The organism is Mesorhizobium sp. M1428 (assembly GCF_040317515.1).
Lineage (GTDB): Bacteria > Pseudomonadota > Alphaproteobacteria > Rhizobiales > Rhizobiaceae > Mesorhizobium.
In genome coordinates this window covers 1-24,101 of the sequence record NZ_JAMYKT010000020.1, presented here as the reverse complement: position 1 = coordinate 24,101, position 24,101 = coordinate 1, and the positions used below count along the sequence as shown (strand labels likewise).

Annotated in this window: 22 protein-coding genes; 13 read left to right on the top strand and 9 right to left on the bottom strand. The window is 62.9% G+C overall.

The window, feature by feature from the left end:
• Nucleotides 1-192 precede the first annotated feature (192 nt).
• Entirely contained in the window at nucleotides 193-1,395 is a 1,203-nt protein-coding gene (locus NKG60_RS23910; protein ID WP_352670432.1) for an aromatic ring-hydroxylating oxygenase subunit alpha, read from the top strand.
• Nucleotides 1,396-1,406: 11 nt separating this feature from the next.
• Here the strand turns inward: NKG60_RS23910 and NKG60_RS23905 are convergent, their stop codons facing one another.
• Genes NKG60_RS23905 through NKG60_RS23895 form a run of 3 tightly spaced genes read right to left on the bottom strand, consistent with a single transcriptional unit; the run spans nucleotide 1,407 to nucleotide 3,367 of the window.
• Nucleotides 1,407-2,174: a DUF429 domain-containing protein gene (locus NKG60_RS23905; protein WP_352975771.1), complete on the bottom strand. Its 768-nt coding sequence runs from the start codon at nucleotides 2,172-2,174 to the stop codon at nucleotides 1,407-1,409.
• Nucleotides 2,175-2,221: 47 nt separating this feature from the next.
• On the bottom strand, nucleotides 2,222-3,106 hold the full coding sequence (pdxY, locus tag NKG60_RS23900; protein WP_352670430.1) for a pyridoxal kinase PdxY: 885 nt from the start codon (nucleotides 3,104-3,106) through the stop codon (nucleotides 2,222-2,224).
• A 9-nt stretch (nucleotides 3,107-3,115) separates the two neighbouring features.
• Complete coding sequence (locus NKG60_RS23895) at nucleotides 3,116-3,367, bottom strand: hypothetical protein (RefSeq protein ID WP_352670469.1); 252 nt, start codon at nucleotides 3,365-3,367, stop codon at nucleotides 3,116-3,118.
• Nucleotides 3,368-3,529: 162 nt separating this feature from the next.
• On the opposite strand from NKG60_RS23895, the gene NKG60_RS23890 reads away from it, so the two are divergent.
• From NKG60_RS23890 to ppa, 6 genes are all read left to right on the top strand, one after another.
• Entirely contained in the window at nucleotides 3,530-4,174 is a 645-nt protein-coding gene (locus tag NKG60_RS23890; protein ID WP_352470713.1) for a LemA family protein, read from the top strand.
• An 85-nt stretch (nucleotides 4,175-4,259) separates the two neighbouring features.
• A complete protein-coding gene (locus NKG60_RS23885; RefSeq protein WP_352670428.1) occupies nucleotides 4,260-5,069 on the top strand; it encodes a TPM domain-containing protein in 810 nt (269 codons plus the stop codon).
• A 52-nt stretch (nucleotides 5,070-5,121) separates the two neighbouring features.
• Entirely contained in the window at nucleotides 5,122-5,964 is an 843-nt protein-coding gene (locus NKG60_RS23880; protein WP_352868012.1) for a TPM domain-containing protein, read from the top strand.
• A 10-nt stretch (nucleotides 5,965-5,974) separates the two neighbouring features.
• Nucleotides 5,975-6,613, top strand: a complete 639-nt coding sequence (locus NKG60_RS23875) for a TPM domain-containing protein (protein WP_352975748.1) — start codon at nucleotides 5,975-5,977, stop codon at nucleotides 6,611-6,613.
• Nucleotides 6,614-6,730: 117 nt separating this feature from the next.
• Entirely contained in the window at nucleotides 6,731-7,237 is a 507-nt protein-coding gene (locus NKG60_RS23870; protein ID WP_023678138.1) for a GNAT family N-acetyltransferase, read from the top strand.
• Nucleotides 7,238-7,355: 118 nt separating this feature from the next.
• Complete coding sequence (gene ppa / locus NKG60_RS23865; RefSeq protein ID WP_352867982.1) at nucleotides 7,356-7,886, top strand: inorganic diphosphatase; 531 nt, start codon at nucleotides 7,356-7,358, stop codon at nucleotides 7,884-7,886.
• 17 nt (nucleotides 7,887-7,903) lie between these two features.
• On the opposite strand, the gene NKG60_RS23860 is transcribed toward ppa, so the two are convergent.
• Together NKG60_RS23860 and NKG60_RS23855 are read right to left on the bottom strand one after the other, a co-directional pair.
• A complete protein-coding gene (locus tag NKG60_RS23860; protein ID WP_292664338.1) occupies nucleotides 7,904-8,494 on the bottom strand; it encodes a hypothetical protein in 591 nt (196 codons plus the stop codon).
• A 97-nt stretch (nucleotides 8,495-8,591) separates the two neighbouring features.
• Entirely contained in the window at nucleotides 8,592-9,197 is a 606-nt protein-coding gene (locus NKG60_RS23855; RefSeq protein WP_352867985.1) for a TetR/AcrR family transcriptional regulator, read from the bottom strand.
• 82 nt (nucleotides 9,198-9,279) lie between these two features.
• On the opposite strand from NKG60_RS23855, the gene NKG60_RS23850 reads away from it, so the two are divergent.
• A complete protein-coding gene (locus NKG60_RS23850; protein WP_352867988.1) occupies nucleotides 9,280-10,563 on the top strand; it encodes an MFS transporter in 1,284 nt (427 codons plus the stop codon).
• A 280-nt stretch (nucleotides 10,564-10,843) separates the two neighbouring features.
• Nucleotides 10,844-12,418 carry an alkaline phosphatase D family protein gene (locus NKG60_RS23845; RefSeq protein ID WP_352867990.1) on the top strand — a complete coding sequence of 525 codons (1,575 nt, stop codon included), beginning with the start codon at nucleotides 10,844-10,846 and terminating at the stop codon, nucleotides 12,416-12,418.
• A gap of 46 nt (nucleotides 12,419-12,464) precedes the next feature.
• Here NKG60_RS23845 and NKG60_RS23840 read toward each other — a convergent pair whose 3' ends face one another.
• Complete coding sequence (locus tag NKG60_RS23840) at nucleotides 12,465-12,746, bottom strand: hypothetical protein (RefSeq protein ID WP_352718336.1); 282 nt, start codon at nucleotides 12,744-12,746, stop codon at nucleotides 12,465-12,467.
• A 198-nt stretch (nucleotides 12,747-12,944) separates the two neighbouring features.
• On the opposite strand from NKG60_RS23840, the gene typA reads away from it, so the two are divergent.
• Nucleotides 12,945-14,774, top strand: coding sequence for a translational GTPase TypA (gene typA, locus NKG60_RS23835; protein WP_352867993.1), 1,830 nt, complete (start codon nucleotides 12,945-12,947; stop codon nucleotides 14,772-14,774).
• A 57-nt stretch (nucleotides 14,775-14,831) separates the two neighbouring features.
• Here typA and NKG60_RS23830 read toward each other — a convergent pair whose 3' ends face one another.
• The gene (locus NKG60_RS23830; RefSeq protein WP_352867996.1) at nucleotides 14,832-15,458 is read right to left on the bottom strand and encodes a DUF1062 domain-containing protein; all 627 of its coding nucleotides are present in this window, start codon (nucleotides 15,456-15,458) and stop codon (nucleotides 14,832-14,834) included.
• A 394-nt stretch (nucleotides 15,459-15,852) separates the two neighbouring features.
• Between NKG60_RS23830 and NKG60_RS23825 the strand changes: the two genes are divergently transcribed.
• Entirely contained in the window at nucleotides 15,853-16,467 is a 615-nt protein-coding gene (locus NKG60_RS23825) for a LysE family translocator (protein WP_352867999.1), read from the top strand.
• A 7-nt stretch (nucleotides 16,468-16,474) separates the two neighbouring features.
• On the opposite strand, the gene NKG60_RS23820 is transcribed toward NKG60_RS23825, so the two are convergent.
• Both NKG60_RS23820 and NKG60_RS23815 read right to left on the bottom strand, forming a co-directional pair.
• Entirely contained in the window at nucleotides 16,475-16,798 is a 324-nt protein-coding gene (locus tag NKG60_RS23820; protein WP_352868002.1) for a YciI family protein, read from the bottom strand.
• Nucleotides 16,799-16,935: 137 nt separating this feature from the next.
• Nucleotides 16,936-17,499 carry a peroxidase-related enzyme gene (locus NKG60_RS23815; protein ID WP_352868014.1) on the bottom strand — a complete coding sequence of 188 codons (564 nt, stop codon included), beginning with the start codon at nucleotides 17,497-17,499 and terminating at the stop codon, nucleotides 16,936-16,938.
• A gap of 137 nt (nucleotides 17,500-17,636) precedes the next feature.
• On the opposite strand from NKG60_RS23815, the gene NKG60_RS23810 reads away from it, so the two are divergent.
• A complete protein-coding gene (locus NKG60_RS23810) occupies nucleotides 17,637-22,421 on the top strand; it encodes an NAD-glutamate dehydrogenase (RefSeq protein WP_352975744.1) in 4,785 nt (1,594 codons plus the stop codon).
• Between the two features lie 188 nt (nucleotides 22,422-22,609).
• Complete coding sequence (locus tag NKG60_RS23805) at nucleotides 22,610-23,986, top strand: MFS transporter (protein WP_352670394.1); 1,377 nt, start codon at nucleotides 22,610-22,612, stop codon at nucleotides 23,984-23,986.
• The last annotated feature ends 115 nt before the right edge of the window (nucleotides 23,987-24,101 follow it).

The window sequence follows — 24,101 nt, the reverse complement described above, 5'->3', positions numbered from 1 at the left end:
GTCGGGCGCTCAACAAGCGTAAGGGGATTAACGTCTGGAATTCCCGGGATTTTCCCGGCTTCGATCGTTCGGACGCGGCTCTCAAATCTCGCTCGATTTCTCGTCAAGAATTCGCTCCATTTTCGCAAGCCATTGCATTTCAATGGAAAATATGCTTTTATTGAACGAGCATTCAATAACTAAAGAGCTTTTATGAACCCGCATCTGCGTGACGTGGCAATCCCCAACGATTGGGATCGGCGGGGCCTGCCGGGCTGGAGCTATCATTCCGACGCCTTGCTCGAGCTCGAGAAAGAGCACGTCTTCCGCAACCATTGGCAGATCGCCGGCCATGTCTGCGACGTGCCCAACGCCGGCGACTATCTGACGATGGATGTGGTTGGCGAGCGGGCGCTCGTCGTGCGCGGCAAGGATGGCGTTGTGCGCGCTTTCAACAATATGTGCCGCCACCGCGGCAGTCGCGTCGTTGCCGACAGCCAGGGCACTTGCAAGAATGCGCTGGTCTGCCCCTTTCATGGCTGGGTCTACAATCTCGACGGCACGCTGCGCGGCGCTGCCCGTCCGCGTTCCTTCCCCGACCTCGACAAGACCGAATTCGGCCTGATGCCGCTCGAGCTCGAAATCTGGATGGGCTTCATCTTCATCCGCTTCCGCAAGGGCGGCCCTCAGCCATCGGTGGCCGAGCTGTTGAAGCCGATCGAAGCCGAGATTGCCCATTACGGCGTCGCCGAGATGGTGCCGTCCTGGGGCATCTGGACCCAAAAGACGCCGGTCAACTGGAAGTCCGTGCGCGACGTCGACAATGAAGGCTACCACGTCGCCATGGCGCATCCGGCGCTGCAGGATCTTTACGGCGCGACCTATTTCGACGAGCCGTTCGTCAACGGCGTGTCGCGCTCGTTCGCCACGTACAACCCGCATGCCGGACGGCGCTGGAGCGTCGCGCAATATATCAAGCTCGCACCCGAGGCAAAGCACCTGCCGAAGCACCTGCGCAAGGCCTGGATCTACTACGGCATCTTCCCGAACAACGCGCTGTCGATCATGCCGGAATCGGTGCAGTTCTATCAGGAATTCCCGCTGTCGACGGGTGAGACGCTGCTGCGCGGCGCCATCTACCGCTATCGCGACGAGACCAGGGAGCAGGCGGCTGCCCGCTACCTATCCTACCGGATCGACCGCGACACGCTGGCCGAAGATGTGCAGCTTTCGATATGGTCCAACGAATCCATGCTGTCCGAAGCCTTCGGAGGTTTTTACTTCTCCGATCTCGAATATGGCGTGCGCACCCACCACGACCATTTGCGCAAGCAAATTCCCGTGCTCGGATTGGAGACCGCGCCCGAGGAGAAGGATATGTGGGCACTCAACGAGGCGCTCAGATCACGCTCCTGACGCCCTGGTCCTCAGGCCCAAATGGCGACGGGAATGCCGAAACGATCGGCGAGCGGCGGATCCGGAAACGGCATTGCCCCGCCTCTGGCAATGCGTCCGGCAACCAGCATAATCGCCGCGGCATCGAGGAAATCGTCGGCGGCCGCGCCGCGCGGCGGCGCCTGGTCGAGAAAATCCTGGCTATAACCATGCCGGGCAAGCAGCGCCTTGCGTTCGGCCATGCCGGCCGGATTGATGTTGCCCCTGATCTTCTTTGGCAGGCGCATCGCCCGGTCGCCGTTCAGTTTACAGAAGGCAACTTCCGGATGCGATTCGAAGACGCGGCTGCGCAGTCCGGGGCGCGCGATCAGCAGCGAATCGATCTCGCGGATCTTGGCGAAGATGCCGAAGGCCTGGATCGAGACACCGCGCGGCGGATCTGAGGTCGTCTTGGCTACCTCACTTGCCTTGCGATGTGCGGCGTACCAGGCGTCGACCGTGGTGTAGGCTTCGACCTCCGCGTAGAGCGCGGCGCGGGAGGGGATGGCAAAGACACTGGACTGCCGGGCTCCAAGCAGCGGCCGCACCAGCGCCTCCGGGCCGCGACCGCCTTTTTGGGAGAAATCGGGCAGGCCGATTGGCATATCGACCGCTACTATCGCATCGGCGGGCAGTTGGTCGAGCAACGCCGCAAAGCTTGGGAAAACAGCTGTCGACGGTGCCGCACCGGGATCGCGGCGGACGGCAATCCAGCCGGCCTTGCAACCGTCGACGCCGACAAGGGTAACATCCGCGGGCACAACATCGTCGGGCGCAACATCCTGGCGCGCGGCGTCTTCGGCCTGCGTCACGCTCGGCGGTCCCGTTCCGGATGCAGGAGATGGCGAAGCTGCACCATCGCCATCGGGTGCGACAGGCTCTGGGCATCGGTCTCGAGCTGCAATTCGTCGCCGCCGCGCTTGGCGGTGCGCGCCAGGATCTCGTAGACCGCCGCGGTGGTCGATTGCAGCGCCTTGGCCGCCGGCTGGCCGGACAGGATCCGCGCCAGGTAGACGGCCGCCGTCAGGTCGCCGAGCCCATTCGGCGGCTTGTCGATGAGCCGGTGTTCGGCAAGCAGTGCCTCTCTGCCGGCGAGCAGCAAATTGCCGGTACCGCCGGCCATCATCGCTGGTGCCGAAGTGACCAGCATGGCCGGTGGGCCGGCTTGCAGGGCTGCAGCCATTGCCGATTTCAGGTCGGGCAGCGGCGCTCCGGCCATCCATTCCAGCTCGTAGCGGTTGGGCGTGGCGATATCGGCGATCGGCATCAGCCGGTCGCGCATGGCGATTGCGGTCGGCTCAGGTACGTAGAGCCCGCCCGAATCGCCCATCACCGGGTCGCAGATATATAGGGCGTCCGGCGTCTTCGCCTTGACCGCGCCGACCAGCGAAGCGACGACTTCGGCCTGGCCAGCCTCGCCGAGATAGCCGGACAGCACGGCGCCGACCTCGCCCAGCCACGGTGCTCGCTCGAGGTCGGCCATCAGCGCCTTGAACTGGTCCAGCGGCGGCACGATGCGGGTGGCCCGGCCATGGCCCGGATGCCAGGGCAGAATGACGGTCGGCACCGCCCAAACCGGAAAGCCGAGCGTCTCCAGCGCAAAGACGGCGGCACGGTTGCCGACCGAGCCACGTGCGACATGGCTGGAGACGACGATGACCGCGCGCGGCGCGTCGGCTTTTTCGGCACTCATTGATTTTTCCTAACCGCCCCTGGTGACGAAAAGCACGAGCCAGATCAACAGGCCGATGGCAATAAGCAAGCCCGCTGCCCGACCGATGCGGGTGCCCCAGTATTCGATCGGATCCGACCGGTCGGCATCGGCCGCGGTGACGTGGTCGCGCGCACCTCTGGCTGTTCGTGCGAAGAACGAGGTGCCGCCCGGGTCGGTCTCGCGCGCCACCCGTTCGATGATGCGGCGCGATTCCGCGTCGCTGTCGTGGCGTTTCGCCATGGTGATGTCCCGTTTCATGCCGAGCTTAACCCTTTCGCCTCGTCTGTCACAGGGCCCGACGGTGAATGGCAGAAACCAGTAACACTTCTCGGCCGAAGTCGTTTTCTTACGCAAGGATTGTGCTAATGCTTCGCCTGCCAATGCTATCGAGGGGACCTTATCATGCTTGCCCAGCGCCTTTCTTCACCGCCAATCTTCCGTAATTTAGCTGCATTCCTGGTCATGGCCGTCATGCTGCCGCTGCTTGCCGGCTGCGGCTACAACACCATCCCGACGGCTGAGGAAAACGCCAAGGCAGCATGGAGCGAGGTGTTGAATCAATACCAGCGCCGCGCCGATCTCATCCCCAATCTGGTCAACACGGTCAAGGGCTACGCCGCGCACGAGAAGGATACGCTCGATGCTGTGGTCGAAGCGCGCGCCAAGGCGACGCAGGTGACCGTGACGCCGGAAACGCTGAACAATCCGGAAGCCTTCAAGAAATTTCAGGACAGCCAGGCCGGCCTGACCAGCGCGCTGTCGCGCCTGCTGGCAGTGGTGGAGAACTATCCCGATCTCAAGGCCAACCAGAACTTTTTGGCGCTGCAAGCACAACTCGAAGGCACCGAGAACCGCATCACGGTCGCCCGCCGCGACTATATCCAGGCAGTGAGAGAGTACAATCTGACGCTAAGGACCTTCCCGTCGGTGATCTGGGCGACCTTGTGGTTCCGCGGCAACCAGCCGTTTGCGAATTTCACCATCGAGGAGGATAAGATGCAGCCGCCGAAGGTCGATTTCGGCACCAACACCACGCAAGGCGGGTGAACGGCGCCTGTTGAGCCTGGGCCTGTTGGCCTTGTATTCCGTCGCGCCCCCCTCTGTCCTGCCGGCCATCTCCCCACAGAGGGGGATGGGAAGAAACGCCGGCCTGATTTTTTTTGGCTTCGTTCTAACCTTTCTCCTCCTCCCGCTCACCGCCCTTGCCGCCGAGCTGCCGGCGCTGACCGGACGGGTTGTCGATGGTGCCGGCATCATCGATGCCGCGACCGAGGCGGCGCTGACGCAGAAGCTTGCCGATTTCGAGACCAAGGGTTCCGACCAGATCGTCGTCGCGACCATTCCCAGCCTCGACGGTGAAGAGATCGAGCCTTACGCCAACCGGCTGTTCCGCGCCTGGAAACTCGGCCAGGCGAAGGAGAACAACGGCGTCCTGCTTCTGGTGGCGCCGAACGACCGCAAGATGCGCATCGAGGTCGGCTATGGGCTGGAAGGCACGCTGACCGACCTGCACACCAAGCTGATCATCGAAAACGACATGGTGCCGGCCTTCCGTGCCGGCGATTTCTCAGGCGGCATCAGCAAGGCCGTCGACGACATGATCATGGTGCTGGAAGGCAATCCCGAAGAACTGGAGGCGCGCGGCGAGCGCAACCAGCAGCCGCCGTTCAACAGCGACGATCTGTTCTTCACGATCTTCATAGCCATCTGGGCAATCATCTTTTTCGGCGGCCTCGCAGCCTCCATCCTGCCGCCGATCTTCGGCCAGAAGATCGGTCCCGGCCGCTATCGCTGGCTGGGCATGACCTTCGAGCCAAACCGGCGGTCGTCCAGCGGCTGGTCGGGAGGTTCCGGCGGGGGATGGTCGTCGGGTTCAAGCGGTGGCGGGTTTTCCGGCGGCGGCGGTTCGTCCGGCGGCGGCGGCTCTTCGGGAAGTTGGTGACGAGATGACAAGACACGCCATCAGCCCGGTGGAATCCGGCCGTTTCATCAAAATGATCGGCACCGCGCTTATGGCCATGGCTGTGCTGCTGGTCGGCTTCGCGGCTTTCGCGGCCGAGCTGCCGGCGCTGACCGGACGGGTTGTCGACAATGCCGGCATCATCGATGCCGCGACCGAGGCGGCGCTGACGCAGAAGCTTGCCGAGTTCGAGACCAAGGGTTCCGACCAGATCGTCGTCGCGACCATCCCCAGCCTCGACGGCGAGGAAATCGAGCCTTACGCCAACCGGCTGTTCCGCGCCTGGAAACTCGGCCAGGCCAAGGAGAACAACGGCGTCCTGCTTCTGGTGGCGCCGAACGACCGCAAGATGCGCATCGAGGTCGGCTATGGGCTGGAAGGCACGCTGACGGACCTGCACACCAAGCTGATTATCGAAAACGACATGGTGCCGGCCTTCCGTGCCGGCGATTTCTCCGGCGGCATCAGCAAGGCCGTCGATGACATGATCATGGTGCTGGAAGGCAATCCCGAAGAACTGGAGGCGCGCGGCAAGCGCAATCCGGCGAATGACAATCCTGTCGATCCCATCTTGATGCTGTTCGTCGTCCTCTGGGCGACGATGTTCTTCGGCGGCTTGGCGATGGCGTTCCTGCCGCCGATCTTCGGCACGAAACTCTCGCCGGGCGTGTACAAATGGCTGGGCATGACGTTCCGCTACGGCCGTGGGCCAGGTTCGTCACCCTCCGGTGGCGGTGGCTGGACGTCGGGGACCTCGTCCGGCAGTGGCTGGTCGTCTGGAAGTTCCGGCAGCGGTTGGTCGTCCGGAAGTTCCGGCGGCGGGTTTTCAGGCGGCGGCGGTTCGTCCGGCGGCGGCGGTTCTTCAGGAAGCTGGTGAGACATCAATCATGGCAACACGACCGATCAGCCCCGAGGATCATGAGCGCATCGCCGATGCGATCCGCGCTGCCGAATCAAAGACCGACGGCGAGATCTACTGCGTCGTGGCGCACGCCAGCGACGGCTATTTCTTCCCGGCCGCTTTCATGGCGATGCTCGGCATGCTCGTCGTCAGTCTCGGCGTTGGTTACGGGCTGGAAGCCTGGTGGCTGTCGATCCGCTTGCCGCATTTCGTCATCGCCGAGTTTCTGGCGCTTGCCAGTGTGCTCATCCTGTTGTGGGCATTGCCCGCATTGCGCATCCATTTGGTGCCGAGGCGGCTGCGCTACCAGGCCGCCCACGCCAATGCGATGAAGCAGTTCCTCGCCCGCAACGTCCACCGCACCCCGGCGCGCACCGGCGTGCTGGTGTTCGTCTCGATCGCCGAGCGCTACGCCGAGGTGGTCGCCGACAGCGGCATCGATTCTCGTGTCGGCCAGCAAGTCTGGGACAGTGTCGTCCGCGACCTTACGGCGCATGCCGGCGACGATCGGCTTGCCGAGGGCTTCGTCAAGGCGATCGAAGCGGTCGGCGCGGTACTGGCCGAGCATTTTCCGGTCTCGACCGGCGACAGCAACGAACTGGACGACCATCTGGTCGAGATTTGATCTCGCCAAAAGCGGTTTCGCAGCGTCTCAAGGACGCACCGTCCGGCTGTGTGAAAGCATCGCGGCGGCTGACCGGACTCTTGCAATCGGGCGCAGCGGGTTTATGGTTAACCAATCATGAATACGCTGAGCATCGACATCAGGAAAGCCGAACCGCGCGATGCAGCCGCCATCGCCGACGTGCATCTCGAGGCCTGGCGCGGCGCCTATTCGGGCATCATCCCGCACCGCACGCTGACATCGATGATCAACCGCCGTGGCGCCGACTGGTGGGCGAATGCCATTCGCCGCGCCGCCACCGTCCTGGTCGTCGAAATCGGCGGCAAAATTGCCGGCTACGCGACGATCGGCAAGAACCGCGCCCGCGAACTCAGGCAGCAGGGCGAGATCTACGAACTTTACCTGCGGCCGGAATATCAAGGCATCGGGCTCGGCAGCCGGCTGTTCTCGGCCGCACGGGCACGGCTCGCCGACCATGGCCTGAAGGGCATGGTGGTGTGGGCGCTGGAAGACAATCAGAACGCACTTGCCTTCTATGCCGGCGCCGGTGGCCGCGATGTTGCCGAGGGCGTCGAGATCTTCGAGCAGAAAGCGCTGAAGAAGGTCGCTTTCGTCTGGGAATGACGGCCAGCGCATGATCCGGCCGGTTTCGGTTCGGACGATCTCCCCTGTACCATTCGCCGCATTGCACCATTCGCCGCCGCCCGCTATCGATCTCAAATCGAGAGAGGGATAGAAGCGAATGCGTATCGAAGCGATTGCCAGCGGAAAGAACCCACCCGAGGACATCAACGTCATTATCGAGGTGCCGATCGGCGGCGAGCCGATCAAGTACGAGATGGACAAGGAAGCCGGCACGCTGTTCGTCGATCGCTTCCTGCACACGTCGATGCGCTATCCCGGCAATTACGGTTTCGTACCGCATACGCTGTCGGGCGACGGCGATCCGATCGACGTGCTGGTCTGCAACACGCGCGCGCTGGTGCCGGGCTGCGTCATCAATGTGCGGCCGATCGGCGTCCTGGTGATGGAGGACAATGCCGGCCAGGACGAGAAAGTCATCGCGGTGCCTTCGCCCAAGCTGACCTTGCGCTATGAGGACGTTCACGAATACACGCAATTGCCCGACATTACCCGCCAGCAAGTGCAGCACTTCTTCGAGCACTACAAGGATCTCGAACCCGGCAAATGGGTCAAGATCGAGGGCTGGTACGACGCCGCCTATGCCAAGAAGATGATCGTCGAGGCAATCGAGCGGGCCAAGCGCAAGTAATTAACGGGCGCAAATAATCAGTTATCGACGCGGCCGAAATCGGGTGTGTTGCCGATCACCACACGCTTGTCCTTGCCGCAGGCGAAGGTGCGTGCCTTCTCGTCGGCAAGCTTGCGCGCCTGATCGTTGGCGGCGGGATTGCCGGTGGCGAGCACAAGGGCGATCGTGCAGCCTTCGTGGGCGTCAGGCTGGGCAACCTTGGCGACGATCAGCACTTCCGTCGACTTGTTCTCGCCCTCGCTATCGCTGATCGAGCGACGATGGATGACCGCGAAAGGGACGACAGTTTTGCCGTTGGTTTCGATACGCCACTCAACTTTGGGTCCAGCCGAATTGAGACCGGAAAAGCTTTCCCAGACCGTGGTCATATCGCCAGGTGGAAAGCCGTAGAACAGCGATTCCCGCGCATCGTCGTAGGAAACCATCACCGGGTAGCCGCCATAGCCGGAACAGGCGAGGTCGGCCCAGTCGCCGTCGCCTTCCTCCGCCTGGGCATAGGTCACGCAGTCCTTCTCCCAGACGAGATCGGTATAGACGCTGGATATGTCGCCAGCCCGGGCGGCATTGCAGAAGCCAGCGAAGGCAAATGGGATCAAAAGAGCGCGCATGGCGGACAACTCCGTTCGGGCTGCCGCAGCGTACCGTCAAATTTAGCGGCAGCCTAGACGAAGTCAGGCTGCTCACAGTGATCCGGTAAATGGAACGCTATTTCTTCAGGCTTGCCTCGATCAGAAGGTCGGCGTTGCGGGCCACCGACTGCGCTGGTCCGCCGACACCGAACAACTGGCCGCTGATATAGGCGCCCTCGATCAGCAGCAGCAGCCCGTCACCCAGCGTCTCGGCATCGCCGGCGCCCATCGCCGCCGCCATGGCACGCAGGCGCCGGCGCAATTCCTGCTTGTTGGCCTCGCTCACGACGCGGGCCGGATGGCCATGTTCGGGATATTCGACCGCGGCATTGGTCATGCCGCAGCCGCGATAGTCGGGCCTTTGCGTGCGCTTGCCGACACGCGTCAGGAAGGCGACGATCTGCGCGCGCGGATCGCCGGGATGGGCATCCACCGCCTCGTCGAAACGCTCCCAGAATTCGAGGTCATAGTGCCGGAGATAGGATGCGGCCAGCTCATCCTTGGACGGGAAGCTGCGGTAGAGGCTGGGCTTGGTGACGCCGGCACGCCGCACGATCTCATCGACGCCGATCGCCCTGATCCCTTGCCTATAGAACAGGTCGCGCGCCACCTGGAGGATCCGTTCGGCGGCGCGAGGCGGCGGTGCGTCATTCGCCTTGATCGTTGGTTCAATGCTTTTCATGCCTGGTCTGCCGATTGCCTGGTTGACAATGTTACCGGTCGGTACGTATGTTTCGCGCTCCTGCAACGTACCGGTCAGTAACATGATAGCTCAATCCCGCCCGTTTGGCCAGCGCTACGCTTTCGTCGTGGTCGCCGTCATCTTCCTCTGCCTGCTCATCGCGGCGGGCCTGCGTTCGGCGCCGGCAGTCATGATGCTGCCGCTGGAGAACAGTTTCGGCTGGCGGCGCGACGTCGTCTCGCTGGCGGCGGCCACCGGCATCTTCCTCTATGGCCTGACCGGGCCCTTTGCCGCAGCGCTGATGGAGCGGATCGGGCTGCGCCGCACATTGCTTGCCGCGCTGCTTTTGATGTCCGGATCGACCGCGCTCAGCCTGCTGATGACCAAGCCATGGCATCTGCTCCTCACCTGGGGCGTGTTTTCCGGCATCAGTTCGGGCGCTGTCGCCACCGTGCTCGGCGCGACCATCGTCAACCGCTGGTTCAAGACCAATCGCGGCCTGGTGATGGGACTGATGTCGGCCTCCAGCGCCACCGGGCTGCTGGTCTTCCTGCCGCTGCTCGCCTCGCTCGCCCAGTCGGGCGGCTGGAAGCCGGTCGCCATTGCCATTGCCGTGGCCACCGCCGCCTTGGTGCCGCTGGTTTACATGCTGGTGCCGGAGCGCCCGGGCTCGATCGGCATGGTCCGCTATGGTGCCGAGCTCGACGACGTGCCGCCGGCGCCGCCGGCCGCGCAAGGCAATTTCCTCGCGCATACACTGAGCACGTTGCGCCGAGCTGCCGGTACGCGCGTGTTCTGGTACCTGTTCGCCACCTTCTTTGTTTGCGGCTTCACCACCAACGGGTTGGTCGGCACGCATCTGATCGCCTTTTGCGGCGACATGGGCATCGGCGAAGTGCAGGCCGCAGGCCTGCTGTCGATGATGGGCATCTTCGATCTTATCGGCACGACGCTGTCGGGCTGGCTCACCGACCGTTTCGACCCGCGCAAGCTGCTCGGCGTCTATTACGGCATTCGCGGCCTGTCGCTGATCTATCTGCCCTATTCCGGCTTCTCGGCGACCAGCCTGATCATCTTCGCCGTGTTTTACGGACTGGACTGGATCGCCACCGTGCCGCCGACGCTGCGGCTTTCCAACGAGGCGTTCGGCGACCGCAGCGGGCCGATCGTCTTCGGCTGGATCGTCGCCGGCCATCAGGTCGGTGCGGCGACGGCGGCCTTTTTCGGCGGCACCATGCGCGAGCTGCAAGGCAACTACGAGCTTGCCTTCCTGATCGCCGGCATGACGGCGATAGCCGCCGCCTGCATCTCGCTGCTGATCAACACCAGCCGCCCAGCGTTTGATCTGGAACCGCAGGCGGCTTGAGCTGCGACGGCTGAGCGCTAATCTCCCCCTTGAGGGAGGAGATGGCCGCGAAGCGGCCAGAGGGGGTCGGTCCGACCGGGCCCGGCCCCGTATAGCAGATGCAGAAGGTCGGCGCTTCACGCGAGATGACCCCCCTCTGTCGCCTTCGGCGAGATCTCCCCCTCAAGAGGGAGATTCGCCAGCCTGTTCACTGTTATCAAACCTTCATCGTTTCGAAATGTGCCTGAAACATTGAAGCTGGAGCTTGGCGGCGACGTTCAACGCCATCCAGGAGACAGCCATGAACAAGATTTCGATGACGCGGCGCGCTTTCGTCACGTCGGCCAGCGCCGTTGGCCTGGTCGGCGCGTCGGGCCTCGCCCTTCCCTATTACTCGCGCGCCAATCAGCGCCCGGCTTTTACCCATGGCATCCAGTCCGGCGACATCGACGCTACCAGCGGCATGGTCTGGACGCGCACCGACCGGCCATCGCGCGTCATGTTCGAAGTGTCGTCGACGGAAAGCTTCGCCAATGCCGTCCGCCTGGCGCCGCTCGATACCTCGCCGGCCAGCGATTATACGGTGAAGCGGCTGCTCACCGATCTCGCCTCCGACCAGGACATCTTCTACCGCATGGTCGCGGCCGATCTTTCCGACATCAACGCCGTTTCCGAGCCGATCGTCGGCCGCTTCCGCACGGCACCTGCCTCGAAGCGCGACATTCGTTTCGCCTGGTCCGGCGACACCGCCGGCCAAGGCTGGGGCATCGACGACACCGGCATGAAGACCTACGCCACCATTGCCAAGCACACGCCCGACTTCTTCCTGCATTCGGGCGATACGATCTATGCCGATGGCGCGATGAAGGACGAGGTCGACCTGCCCAATGGCGGCAAGTGGAAAAACACAGTGCTGATCGACGAGAAGCGCAAGGTTGCCGAGACGCTGGACGAATACCGGGCGCAGTGGAAATACAACATGATGGACAAGAACGTTCTTGCGCTCAGCGCCATCTGCCCGACTTTCTATCAGTGGGACGACCATGAGGTGCTGAACAACTGGTCGGACTCGAAGGACCTGTCGGCCGACGACCGCTACACCGAAAAGTCAATCCATGTGCTTGCGGCACGTGCGGCGCGCGCCTTCCACGAGATGACGACCATCCGCTACGAACCGTCGGAGCCCGGCCGCGTCTACCGCAAGATCGCCTATGGTCCGCTGCTCGACGTGTTCTTCCTCGACATGCGTTCCTACCGCGGCCCCAACGGTTCGGACATGCAGGAGACGATGACGCCTGAATCGCGCATCCTCGGCGAACAGCAGATCAAATGGTTGAAGCGCGAGCTGGCAAATTCCAACGCGACGTGGAAAATCATCGCCGCCGATATGCCGCTCGGCCTCGTGGTCTGGAATGACGGTACCAAGAAGGTCGGGGCCGAGGCAGTCAGCAATGGCGACAATGGCCCGGCCAAGGGGCGCGAGCTGGAAATTGCCGACCTTCTTCGCTATATAAAGAATGCGGGCATCAGTAACACCGTCTGGCTCACCGCAGACGTGCATTACACAGCCGCGCATTACTACAATCCGGACAAGGCGCAGTTCCAGGACTTCAACCCGTTTTGGGAATTCGTTTCGGGTCCGATCCATTCCGGCACGTTCGGGCCTAATGGTTTCGACATGACGTTCGGCCCGGAGTTGAAGTTCATAAAGGCACCGACGGCCGAACAGGGTCAAAACCTGCCGCCGTCGGCCGGCCTGCAGTTCTTCGGGCTCGTCGACATCGATGGCGCCACCGAGCAGTTGACGGTGCGGCTGATGGATCGCGACGACAGCGAACTCTACAAGGTCACGCTCGATCCAGTGCGGTCGGCGTGAGCGACTGCGCCACTACCCTCGGGCTAGCCCGAGGGTAGGACGTGTATCAATCGGGATAGCAGACGACGGGAATGTTGGGCCAGACGGCGCTGTCGCATCCGGCATTTTGCTGCCGCTGCTTGAAGGCGGCGCTGACCGGCCCGGTCACCACCGAATCGACGCCATCGGGAGCATCGGCAAAAAGCTGCTCCGCCGACCGCTTGTCGGACGGCAAAGCAGTCCGCGTCTCCTTGAACGACGCCGCCGACTGCGCCGCGCCTGCCGCGAGGAGGACGGCGAGTGCGGTACATGCCAAAATCGGCCGGAGTCTGATGCCTGCGTCGATCATGAAATTCGAACTGCCCGGACCATGAAAGGTTCCGCCTTGGTTAATAATTCCACTTCACACCAAGACATTTAAGATTTGGTGACTTTATTTGGTGGCTCGCCTCCTCTTTCGCAATTGCGAAAAACCCTGTATGAGCCGCCCAACCGAAAGAGGCAGCGCCTTTTGGCCTGCTGCCTGCAACGCTCCCGAGACCAAAACATGAAAATCCGCAATATCGCGATCATCGCGCACGTCGACCATGGAAAAACCACCCTCGTCGACCAGCTTCTGAAACAGTCCGGCTCGTTCCGCGACAACCAGCGCGTCGCCGAGCGCGCCATGGATTCGAACGATCTCGAAAAGGAACGCGGCATCACCATCCTGGCCAAGGCGACCTCTGTCGACTGGAAGGATACCCGCATCAACATCGTCGACACGCCCGGCCACGCCGACTTCGGCGGCGAGGTCGAGCGCATCCTGTCGATGGTGGATTCGGCCATCGTGCTGGTCGACGCCGCCGAGGGGCCGATGCCGCAGACCAAATTCGTCGTTGGCAAGGCGCTCAAGGTCGGACTGAAGCCTATCGTCGTCATCAACAAGATCGACCGGCCGGATGCCCGCCACGTCGAAGTGGTCAACGAGGTGTTCGACCTGTTTGCGGCGCTTGACGCGACCGACGAGCAGCTCGACTTCCCGATCCTTTACGGTTCAGGCCGCGACGGCTGGGTCTCGGAAAACCCCGAAGGTCCGAAGGACCAGGCTCTGGCGCCGCTGTTCGACCTCGTCATCAAGCACGTACCGGCGCCGACCGTGCATCCCGGCCCGTTCCGCATGATCGGCACCATTCTGGAAGCCAATCCGTTCCTCGGCCGCATCATCACCGGCCGTATCGAATCCGGCACGCTGAAATCCAACCAGGCGGTCAAGGTGCTGCACCATGACGGCACCCAGGTCGAAACCGGCCGCATCTCGAAGATCCTCGCTTTCCGCGGGCTGGAGCGCCAGCCGATCGACGAAGCGCAGGCGGGCGACATCGTCGCCATCGCCGGCTTGTCGAAAGGCACTGTCGCCGACACGTTCTGCGACCTGTCGGTGACCGAGCCGCTGCACGCGCAGCCGATCGATCCGCCGACAGTGACGATGTCGTTCCTGGTCAACGATTCACCGCTGGCCGGCACCGAGGGCGACAAGGTGACCAGCCGCGTCATCCGCGACCGCCTGCTGCGCGAGGCCGAAGGCAATGTCGCGCTGAAGATCGAGGAATCGTCGGACAAGGATTCGTTTTTCGTCTCCGGCCGCGGCGAATTGCAGCTGGCCGTGCTGATCGAGACGATGCGCCGCGAAGGTTTTGAGATCGCCGTGTCGCGGCCGCGCGTCGTCATGCAGAAGGGCGAGAACGGCGAATTGCTGGAGCCGGTCGAGGAAGTCGTCATCGACGTCGACGAGGAGCATGCCGGCGTCGTCGTGCAGAAGATGTCGGAGCGCAAGGCCGAGATGGTCGAACTGCGCCCGTCGGGCGGCAATCGCCAGCGCATCGTCTTCCACGCGCCGACGCGCGGCCTGATCGGCTACCAGTCGGAGCTGCTGACCGACACGCGCGGTACCGCTGTCATGAACCGGCTGTTCCATGCCTATGAACCCTACAAGGGCGAATTGCCGGGCCGCACCAACGGCGTGCTGATCTCCAACGAACAGGGTGAATCGGTGGCTTACGCCATGTGGAACCTGGAAGACCGCGGCCCGATGGTCATCGACCCCGGCGTCAAGGTCTATCAGGGCATGATCATCGGCATCCATTCCAGGGACAACGACCTCGAAGTCAACGTGCTGAAGGGCAAGAAGCTGACCAACATCCGCGCCGCCGGCAAGGACGAGGCGGTGAAGCTGACGCCGCCGATCCGCATGACGCTGGAACGCGCGCTGGCCTGGATCCAGGACGACGAGCTGGTCGAAGTGACGCCGAAGACCATCCGCCTGCGCAAGCTCTATCTCGACCCGAACGAGCGCAAGCGTTTTGAGAAGTCGGCGAAAGTGGTCGGTGCGGCATAAGCCACTTTTCTCAGCAATTATGAGGGAGGGAGCACGTGCGTGCTTCCTCCCTTTATCTTATCCGCCGGCAGCCGCGATAATGCTGTCCCGGTCTGGTTCGCCAGACAGGTGGATGCGGATCGCCGTTTCCGCCCGGGCTGGCCTGCGCAAGGCTTTGGCCCCGTCCGGACCAACCACCAGCAATCGCTTCTCTTCCCAAGCCTGAAGCCGCGATCGCGAGACACCGAGTTCGCTGGCCAGCAACCGGTCGAGCCGCAAGGCTGTCGACATTTCGAGCCAGAGCTGAAGTTCGAGAGCGCTGATGTTTTCCGGCCTATCCCCGAGCAACTGCTTATGAACGATGGCTTCAGGAAACTCCTCAACGCGCCCGATCCTGCTTCGCAGTGCGGCAACATCGAAAGCATGGCGCCGCGCCAGGACCGGATCGTTGCTTTCGAGCGCCTGCAATATTGCCGGTTCGATGTCGCGGCGGCTGCAGCGCTCCAGAATGCCGAAATTCCAGGAATTGTCGCAGTCGATGCAGCGGTAGATCAACCAGGCGTCAATGCGTTTGCCATTGGCGTTGACGCGGAATTTGCCGCTGCAGCGATAGGCTTTCAGGCCGCCGCAGCGATTGCAGTTGAGGTGAGGTCGAGGTGCGGTTTTGGGCGCGATCGCCCAGCGGATACGCAGTATCGAAGGCATGCCGAAAAGCCCTTCCCGTCGGGAAGTTCGTCAGATCGGCGATGTCGAGATGCCCATGCGGGCACGGCGTGGCGAGAGACTGCGGCAGTTGAAATCAGGTGTCGCGGGTGGTTATGCGCGACAGCGGTTCAGCAGTGCCAAACCGGTCTCGAACCGCCACCCTGAGGAACACATGATGTGAAAACAGGCACCGCGACTGCGACGCCCTGCTCTGTGCTGGGGGAGTTGACGAGACCGGCGGTTACGTAGGCAAAATGAAGCTCGAAATGATGTCGGGACGATATTTCTAGCCGCGAGGCGCCTGGCCGACAAGGCTTGTTTCGGTGGACGCTACCGTCGCCGGAACAGTTGGGTTATGTTGAACGACCCAAAAATTTCAAACGAGATCCGCGTCATGCATTTCACATCGCTGCTGATTTTTGCCGGCGCCCTGCTTGTTGCCGCCGGCTCGCCCGGCCCATCGATCGCCGCTCTTGTGGCGCGGGTCATCGCAAAGGGGTTTCGCGACGTGTTTCCGTTCCTGGTTGCCATGTGGATCGGCGAAGCGATCTGGCTGTCACTGGCGGTGTTCGGCCTCGCCGTGGTGGCGCAGACGTTCCACTTCGCCTTTGTCGTCGTGAAATGGGTTGGCGTCGTCTATCTCGCCTGGCTTGCCTGGAAGATGTGGACGGCACCGGTCGAGGCCAAGGAAGGCACGCTGCCGCGCGAAGATCCGCCCGCTAAGCTGTTCTTTGCCGGCATGGCGGTGACGCTCGGCAACCCCAAGATCATGATGTTCTATCTGGCGCTGCTGCCGACCATCATCGACCTCGGTTCGGTCAGCATGGTCGGCTGGGTCGAGCTGACGGCGACCATGGCCGTGGTCCTGGTCGCCATCGATTTGACATGGGTGCTCGCCGCATCGCAGGCGCGCAAGCTCTTGAGGAGCAAGCGGGCGATGAAGATCGCCAACCGCATCAGCGCCGGCACCATGGCCGGCGCTGCGGCGGCGATCGCCGCGCGGTCTTGAGCCGGCGTCAACCCATTTCGATTATCGGTGCGATCTCGACGCTGAAACCCGGGTCCTTCAAGATAGGACAATCCTTGGCTTTGCCTACGGCATCGTCGATGTCTTTTGCTTCGATGATGGTGTAACCGGCGGTCGGATTGCTGCCGCCATTGTTCTCGACCTTGCCGCCGGGCAGCAGGGTCTTCGACATGCCGACTGGATTGCCACCGTCGACCACGGCTGAGCCAAGCTTGCCGTACCAGCCGTTCCAGGCATCCATCGCTGCCTTCCGTTCGGCCTCCTCGGTCGGCATCTTGCCCGAGCCGTGATAGACGTAGAGAAATTTCGCCATGTTCTCCTCCTTTGATCGGCGGCATCGAACCGGCACGCGGTCATGCCGCATGCCGATCATCGGACCAAACCGGCAAACAAGCAACGAGAATGCGAAGTAGCTAATATAATGTGCGGTTGGATCCCACCAGCGGCGCCCTATCGCGCCATCGCGTGGTATTCATCGTTCGGCCGCATATCGATCGCCGATGCCAGCCGGTTCGACATGTTGAAGAACGCCGCGGTCGAGGCGACGTCCCAGATGTCGCGGTCGGAAAAGCCAACTTGCCGCAGCGCCGCTCGGTCCGCTTCGACGATCTTTGCCGGCTGTCCGGTCAGCTTCACCGCGAATTCGAGCATGGCGCGCTGTCTGTCCGACAGCTTGGCGGCGCGAAAATTCATCACCATCATCTCGCCGAAGGCCGGGTCGCCGGAAAGCTGGCGCACCGCCGCGCCATGTGCAACCAGGCAATAATAGCAATGGTTGACCGACGAGACGGCCACCGCGATCATCTCTCGCTCCAGCTTCGACAGGCCGGATTCACCCAGCATCAAATCATTGTACATGTCGGTGAAAGCCCGCAACTTCTTCTCGTCGAACGCGTAGGCGAGTAGCACATTGGGGACGAGGCCGAGTTTCTCCTGGCATTTGGCGAAATAGGCCTTGGTCGCTTCGCTCAGCTCCGCCGGTGCGAGGTCAAGCGCGGTAATTTTGTCCATCATCATGGCGGATTTCTCCTCGTTTTTCGCCAGCCTGCCTGTGAATTCCGACATTTCGTCGCAAGCGGTCAAACCTTTGTCGCCAAATATCCGTCATCTGCTACGATAGTTGTAAAAACATGACGGGAGGGAATTAGCTCATGGCCGGCCTGAAATCCGCAAGCCAGTTGAAAAAGATGCGTGCGGCCAAGGGTAGCGAAAAGCCCGGCAGGCTTGCCGACTACCTGCTGGCCCGAGCTCCGGCCGAAGATGTCGCCGCCTACGACGTCATCGATCTCGAACGCGCTGCCGAACTCGCCGGCCGCGCCGTCGCCAGGCACAAGAAGGATGACTGCGTCGTTGCCATAGACGTCGATTCCGGTGTCGTCCGCCAGGGTCGGCCGATGACGGTGATCACCGTCGTCAACGACAACATGCCGTTCCTGTTCGATTCCGTCCTCGGCGAGATCACCGAGGGCGCCGGCGAGCCGCTGCTGGTTACCCACCCGGTCATAGTCGTCAGGCACGGCAAGAACGGCGTCGAGGAAATCCTCGGCGATGGCGGTTATGCCAAGGGCGACCACAGCCATGACCGGCTGAGCGTCATCCATGTCCATATCGGCCGCCTTTCAGCCGAGCAGGCCGAAGGCCTGGCCGCACGCCTGACCAAGCTGCTCGGCCAAGTGCGCGCCGCCGTCATCGACTGGAAGCCGATGCTTGCCCGCCTCGACCAGGCGATCTCGGAATTCCGCTACTCGCCGGTGCCGCTGGACAAGGCCCATGTCACCGAGGCGATCGCCTTCCTCGAATGGCTGCGCGACGACAATTTCACCTTCCTCGGCATGCGCGAGTTCAATTACACTGGCGGCGAGAAGAGCGGCATGCTCGAGCGCGCCGAAAAGCCCGGCCTCGGCATCCTTTCCGATCCCGACGTGCTGGTGCTCAGGCGCGGCACCGAAGCGGTGAGCACGACGCCGGAGATCCGCGCCTTCCTGCATGGGCCGGAACCGCTGATCGTCACCAAGGCCAACGCCAAGTCATCGGTGCACCGCCGCATCTACCTCGACTACATCGGCGTCAAGACCTACACCGGCAAAGGCGTGCTTTCAGGCGAGCTCCGCATCGTCGGCCTGTTCACCTCGACTGCCTATACGCGCTCGGTGATGAAAATCCCCTATCTTCGCTCGAAGGCGGAAACCGTCATTGCCAAATCCGGCTTCAATCCAGGCGACCACTCCGGCAAGGCATTGATCAACGTGCTGGAGAGCTATCCGCGCGACGAGCTGTTCCAGGTTCCGGTGCCGATCCTGCGCAAGCATGCCGAAGCCATCCTAGGCTTGATCGAGCGGCCGCGCGTCAGGGCATTGGTGCGTGTCGACCAGTTCGACCGCTTCGTCTCCGTGCTCGTCTTCGTGCCGCGCGACCGCTACGACAGCGTCGTGCGCGAGAAGATCGGCACCTATCTGAAGACCGTCTTCGAAGGCCGGCTGTCGGCCTATTATCCGGCCTTCCCGGAAGGCGGGCTCGCGCGCGTCCATTTCATCATCGGCCGCTCCGGCGGCAAGACGCCGAAGGTCGAGCAGGCGACGATCGAGGCGGCGATCCGCGACATCGTACGGACCTGGGACGATGCATTGCGCGAGACCGCGACCGAGACCGGCGCCGATGCGAGACTCACGGCCATCGCCTCGCGTTTTTCGGAAAGTTATCGCGACAGTTTTCCGCCGGGCGTGGCGCTGGCCGACGCCGGGCGCATCGCCAAGCTCGATGCGTCAAATCCGATCGCCATCGACTATTACCGTCACGCCGCCCAGAAGCCGCATCAGGCGGCGCTGAAGATCTATCACCATGGCAGCCCGGTGGCGCTGTCGCGGCGCGTGCCCGTGCTGGAAAACATCGGTTTCCGCGTCATCAGCGAGCGCACTTTCGAGGTCGGCGACAATCAATCCGGCATGGTCTTCATCCACGACATGGAACTCGAGAACAGCTACGGCACGCCGATCGACCTCGGCAATGGCGGCGCGCTGTTCGAGGATGCGTTCCTTTCCGTCTGGCGCGGCGATGTCGACAATGACGGCTATAACGGCCTTGCCCAGACTGCCGGCCTGTGGTCGGGCGAGATCACCGTCCTGCGCGCCTATGGCCGCTATCTGCAGCAGGCCGGTATCCCGCAGAGCCAGGATTTCATCGCCGCCGCGCTCAACCGTTATCCCGAGATCGCCCGCGGCCTGCATGCGCTGTTCGTCGCCCGCCTCGGCCCGACGGCTGAAACGGAAGGCGTCGTTCAAGCCAAACATCTGAAGGCCAAGATCACGGATGCGCTGGAAGACGTTCCCAACATCGACGACGACACCATCATCCGCCGTTATCTGAACCTGATCGAAGCCTCGCTGCGCACCAATCATTTCGTTGCCGATACGAAAGAGAAAGGCCAATCACTGGCGATCAAGCTCGATTCGCAATCGGTCGACGGGCTACCGGCGCCGCGGCCATGGCGGGAGATCTTCGTCTACGGCTCCGAGGTCGAGGGCGTGCATCTGCGCTTCGGCCCGGTTGCGCGTGGCGGCCTGCGCTGGTCGGACCGTGCCCAGGACTATCGCACCGAGGTGCTCGGCCTGGTCAAGGCACAGCAGGTCAAGAATGCGGTGATCGTGCCGGTTGGCGCCAAGGGTGGCTTCTATCCGAAAAAACTGCCGATGAGCGCCGGGCGCGACGCCATTTTCGAGGCCGGCACGGCCGCCTACAAGAACTACGTCTCCAGCCTGTTGTCGATCACCGACAATATCGGGCTGGACGGCGTCATACCGCCGGCCGGCGTGGTTAGGCGCGACCAGGATGATCCGTATTTCGTCGTCGCCGCCGACAAGGGTACGGCGACCTTCTCGGACACCGCCAACGCCATCAGCGAAAGGCACGGCTTCTGGCTCGACGACGCTTTCGCCAGCGGCGGTTCGGCCGGATACGACCACAAGAAGATGGGCATCACCGCGAAGGGCGCCTGGGAAGCAGTCAAGCGGCATTTCCGCGAGATGAACCGCGACATCCAAACCACGCCGTTCACTGTCGTCGGCGTCGGCGACATGTCGGGCGACGTGTTCGGCAACGGCATGCTGCTGTCGGAGCAGACCCGGCTGATAGCCGCCTTCGATCATCGCGACATCTTCATCGATCCCGATCCCGACATGGCGGCTTCGATGGCCGAGCGCCGGCGTATGTTCGCTCTCGCCCGTTCAAGCTGGCAGGATTACGACAAGACGAAGCTGTCCGAAGGTGGCATAATCGTCTCGCGCAGCCAGAAGTCGATCACCTTGCCGGCGGCCGCGGCTGCAGCGATCGGCCTCGGCAAGACAACGGCCACGCCGGTCGAGATCATGAGTGCCATTCTCAAGGCGCCGGCAGACCTTTTGTGGTTTGGCGGCATCGGCACCTATGTCAGGGCATCGGGCGAGACCAACCAGGACGTCGGCGACCGTGCCAATGACGCGATCCGCATCACCGCGCTCGACCTGAGTGCCAAGGTCATCGGTGAGGGGGCCAATCTCGGCGTCACGCAGCGGGCGCGCATCGAATTCGGATTGAATGGCGGCCGCTGCAATTCAGATGCGATCGACAATTCGGGCGGCGTGAATTGCTCCGACGTCGAGGTCAACATCAAGATCGCGCTGGCTTCCGCCATGCGCAAGGGATCTTTGACCCGGCCGGCGCGCAACAAATTGCTGGCCGAGATGACCGATGAGGTCAGCGCCCTGGTGCTGTCCAACAATTACCAGCAGACATTGGCGCTGTCCCTTGCCCGTAAACGCGGCCTCGCCGACATCGCCCATCAGAGCCGCTTCATGGCGGCGCTCGAGGCGCGCGGGCTGCTCGACCGTGCCGTCGAGACGCTGCCGTCGCCGGCGGCGCTTGCCGCCCGCGACGCGCGCGGCGAGCCGCTGACCCGGGCCGAGCTCGGCGTGCTGCTTGCCTATGCCAAGATCGTGCTGTTTTCCGATATCGTCGCCAGCGACGTGCCGGACGATCCGCATTTCGACCGCGACCTGATGGGTTACTTTCCCGACCGCATGGCGAAGAAATATGCGGGAGAAATCCACGGCCATCAGCTGCGCCGCGAGATCATCGCCCGTGTCGTCGCCAATGATCTGGTCAATCGCGGCGGTCCGTCCTTCGTCAACAGGCTGCAGGAAGCGACCGGGCGCAGTGCCGCCGATGTCGTGCGCACCTTCGCCGTGGTGCGGGATGGCTTTGCGCTGCCGGCGCTCTACCGGCAGATCGACGCGCTCGACAATCAGATCGACGGACAGATCCAGCTCGACCTCTATCAGGCGGTCAGCCGGCTGATCTATGTGACCAGCGGCTGGTACCTGAAGAACGATGCCGGCACCGCACCGCTCGGGCAGCGGATCGCCGAGTTGCAGGATGCGCGCAAGGCGCTGGAGCCGAAGCTCATTTCGCTGCTGCCGGCCTTCTCGCGCGAGCGGATCGAGGAGCGGCGGCACAGCCTGTCGAAGGGCGGCGCGCCCGAGAGCCTTGCCGAGCAACTGGCGTTGACCGATGTGGCGGAACTCATCCCCGACATTGCGCTGACGGCGCGGACGGCAAATGCCGGCATCGTCGCTGCCGCCAAGGCGTTTTTTGCAGTCAGCGATGTCTTCCGCATCCCACGCGTCGAAGATGCGGCGCGCTCGATCATGCCCTCGGATTATTACGATCAGCTGGCGCTTTCCCGCGCCACCGACACGATCGGCGCGGCCAGGCGCGGCATCGCCGTGGCGGCACTCACCAGTCATGCCGAGACGGCGGATCCGGTGACAGCATGGCTGGAGGCCGGCGGCGAACGGGTCGGACGCATCCGCGAGCGGCTGCAGGCGCTGACCGAGGGCGGTGACATCACCGTGTCGCGGCTGTCGGTGGCGTCCGGCCTGATGAGCGACCTGACAGGGCTGTGAGACGTCTTCACACCACACGGGATTGCCCGGAAGGACTGCGCTATAGAGCAAATGGCGCGCTGCTTTGGGGAGCGCCGGAGCATGATCCCAAAAAGTGACGATCGGCTTTTGGACAAGATCGTGCTCAACAAGAAGACGGAGCGCCATTCCGATTCGATCGGCATTGAGCAAGCTCCAGCGGAGGGGACATGGCTGAGATGGCAGTGCAGCGAGCATCGGGACGCGGCATCTGGGGATGGATGCTGTTCGACTGGGCGGCACAGCCGTTTTTTACGGTCGTCACCACCTTCATCTTCGGTCCTTATTTCGTCTCGCGCATGGCCAGCAATCCGGAGACCGGGCAAGCGGCCTGGGGCTACGGCATTGCCGCCGCCGGCGTTGTCATTGCCGTTTTGTCGCCGGTGCTCGGGTCGATCGCCGATCAGACCGGACCACGCAAACCGTGGATAGCCTTCTTCGCCGCGGTCAAGATCACCTGCCTCACCCTGCTGTGGTTCGCCGCGCCCGGCTCTAATCTTTTTCTGGTCGTGGCCTTGTTCTCGCTGGCGTCGGTCGCGGCGGAATTCTCGACCGTGTTCAATGATTCGATGATGCCGCGCCTGGTGCCGAAGAGCGACATCGGCAGGATCTCGAACATGGCCTGGGGGCTCGGCTATCTCGGCGGCATGATCGCACTGATCTTCGTCGTTACCGTCATGGCCGGCTCGCCTGAAACCGGCAAGACCGTCGTTGGGCTCGACCCGATCTTCGGCCTCGACCCCAGGCTAGGCGAGGACGCACGCGCCACCGGACCGTTGTCGGCGGCCTGGTATTTCCTGTTCATTCTGCCGATGTTCTTCTTCACGCCTGATGCGATCAAAGGCATTCCAATCGGGCCGGCGGTACGCGAGGGCCTGTCGGAACTGAAGTCGACGCTGGCCGAAGTGCGCAAGCGCAGCGGCATTTTTCGCTTTCTCGTCGCCCGCATGATCTATCAGGACGGCGTCAACGCGCTGCTGGCGCTAGGCGGAACGTTTGCGGCGGCGATGTTCCATTGGTCGATTACCGAGATCGGCCTGTTCGGCATCATCCTCAACGTCGTTGCCATCATCGGCTGCCTGGTTGCCGCACGCCTCGACACAGCACTGGGTTCCAAGACCATAGTGATGATTTCGCTTGTCATGCTGAGCGTTGCCACGATCGGCATCGTCTCGACCGGACCTGGCTATACGCTCTTCGGCGCCTGGGTGATGCCCGGACTGGATGGCGGCGGATTGTTCGGCACGGCGGCGGAAAAGGCCTATATTTTCTACGGCCTGCTGATCGGGCTTGCCTTCGGGCCGGTCCAGGCATCGTCGCGCTCCTATATGGCGCGCAGCGTCACAGCAGCCGAATCGGGGCGCTATTTCGGCATCTATGCGCTGGCCGGCCGGGCAACGAGTTTTGCCGCACCCTTCATGGTGGCCACGATCACCCTGGCCAGCGGCTCGGCGCGGCTCGGCATGGCGGCGATCGTGCTGTTCCTCGGCGCCGGCATGGCGATCCTGATCGGCACGCCCTATCCGGCGGATCGGCCGGCGGAGTGAGCTGCTCTTCCCCTCTCCCACAAGGGGAAGCTATCGCATTCACACATCTGGGTTGCGCTTTGCGGCGAAGCTCGATTCTATTTCGGCCGGAAAAGCCGAAGGAGGGTTGAATGAC